This window comes from Aquitalea sp. S1-19, from assembly GCF_024343515.1.
The window spans coordinates 1-1,606 of the sequence record NZ_RJTZ01000291.1 but is presented as its reverse complement, the minus strand read 5'-3'; the positions used below and the strand labels follow the sequence as shown (position 1 = coordinate 1,606).

At 58.3% G+C, this 1,606-nt stretch carries 4 protein-coding genes; all 4 read right to left on the bottom strand.

Translation table 11 applies throughout. The features are described from left to right. Positions 1-294 (bottom strand): ATP:cob(I)alamin adenosyltransferase (locus tag EGI20_RS18485; protein ID WP_498631425.1); only part of this gene is annotated, 294 nt, incomplete at its 3' end. After that, positions 287-604, bottom strand: a complete 318-nt coding sequence (locus EGI20_RS18480) for a hypothetical protein (protein ID WP_498633157.1) — start codon at positions 602-604, stop codon at positions 287-289. The genes EGI20_RS18485 and EGI20_RS18480, both read right to left, overlap by 8 nt. Next, positions 591-1,409 (bottom strand): hypothetical protein, encoded by an 819-nt coding sequence (locus EGI20_RS18475; RefSeq protein WP_498633156.1) that lies wholly within the window; start codon positions 1,407-1,409, stop codon positions 591-593. Before EGI20_RS18475 ends, EGI20_RS18480 begins: the two co-directional genes overlap by 14 nt. Next, positions 1,406-1,606: DNA polymerase III subunit chi (locus tag EGI20_RS18470; RefSeq protein ID WP_498633154.1), on the bottom strand; the 201-nt coding region annotated here is incomplete at its 5' end. The genes EGI20_RS18475 and EGI20_RS18470, both read right to left, overlap by 4 nt.

Sequence of the window (1,606 nt, the reverse complement as noted above, 5' to 3'; positions counted from 1 at the left end):
TTCAGTCAAAAACTGCTCAAGCCTGGCTACATGCCCCTCTTTTAGCGCGCTATAGCCTGGCACGGCCAGCTCGGAACCCAGATCAAACAAATCATGCTGCACTGCACCTAAAAAAACGGCCACATGCTCGGGTAAGGACTCCGCCAGCAACAAACCCATGCAGCAGTTAAGTTCATCCACATCACCCAATGCGGCAATGCGCGGCGACTCCTTACCCAGACGGCTGCCGTCGCCCAAGCCGGTAGTGCCATCGTCACCGGTACGGGTCATGATCTTGGAGAGGCGGTTACCCATTGTTGTTATCCTTGCATTGTTCATTCTGGCCAATATCGGCAATGGCCTGACGTACGCTTTCCCGTAACGTCTCACCAAACAGCATGTCGTAATCTTCCTTCATCTGCTGCATCACGCCGGCGAGCATATGCTTGCTCTGCACCTCGATCGCATCCTGCAGCCACAAGGTCAGTTCGACTTTCATGCGCGGCACAATGCGCTGGTAAACCGCATCCAGCAACGCCGCCTCATCCACTACGGCAATGTTTTGCTTTCTTGCCGGAGGCTCGATCGAACTGGCGACAGCCTGTGTCTGATCAAGTAGAGGCATCACCGCGGACGCTGCCACTGCCACTGCCGACATCACGACAGGCTCGGGCTCTTCCATCAGCACCGGCATCACAACAGGCTCGGGCTCTTCCATCAGCACCGGCATCACAACAGGCTCGGGCTCTTCCATCAGCACCGGCATCACAACAGGCTCGGGCTCTTCCATCAGCACCGGCATCACCGGCCACTTCAATCTCCGGCTGAAGCGGCAATCCATGCCCGGCCTCCGCCGCAAAAGCAGGCGGCTGCGATGGCGGGCTAAAATCGGAGCGTGCATCCGCAGCCGGCAAGCCGGTGAAACCTGGCAAAGGCTGCATTTCCTCATCGGGAGCATCTGGCACCAGACTCGCCAGATCCAGATCGGGCACATCAGACTGCCAAGAGGAGGATGGCGCTGTTGCGGACAGCGCCAATGCCGGATCTGGAGCGTCGAAGGCAAAGTCGAAGTCTTCCAGCAGACTATCGACCGAGGCCGGTGGCGCGGTGTGATCAAGCCAGTTATCGGCAGGCACCAGTTCGGAAAAAAGTGCCTCGTCTTTTTCTGTTTGATGCGCCGACCCTGCACCCAGCTCAAGATCGATGGCAGGCAGCGACTCGAACAAGGTATCACCCGGCGTAACATCCAGCACAGGGGGCAGCGCCTGCGTTAACGCCGGCGGCAAATCCAGCGGCGCACCGAAGTGCTGGCTGGAGAAAGGCTCCGCCTCAGAAAAAGAGGCGGAAACCGGCAACTCGGTTTCGACCACCTCGGTCAGGACAGGCAGGTTGTCGGGCAAAGCTTGTCCATGCGGTGCAGTAACGGTCATGTTTGGCGATGGCGCATATCATGGTGCTCGATGGCAAGCCCCAGAGAACGATAAAAGCGAAAACGGGTTCGCGCCATGGCTAGCGCGTCCTCATCAACACCGATAATTTCCAGAATACGGGAAAAGGCCGCAGGATCAGCCGGCGGCTCCCCGCCCAGATTCAACAACACCCTATCCTCGCTACAGGCAGCCAGCGA

What these genes read in the sequence shown, in the direction of transcription:
- EGI20_RS18480 (WP_498633157.1), bottom strand. Translation starts at nt 604, where the DNA reads ATGCCTCTACTTGATCAGACACAGGCTGTCGCCAGTTCGATCGAGCCT.
- EGI20_RS18475 (WP_498633156.1), bottom strand. Translation starts at nt 1,409, where the DNA reads ATGACCGTTACTGCACCGCATGGACAAGCTTTGCCCGACAACCTGCCT.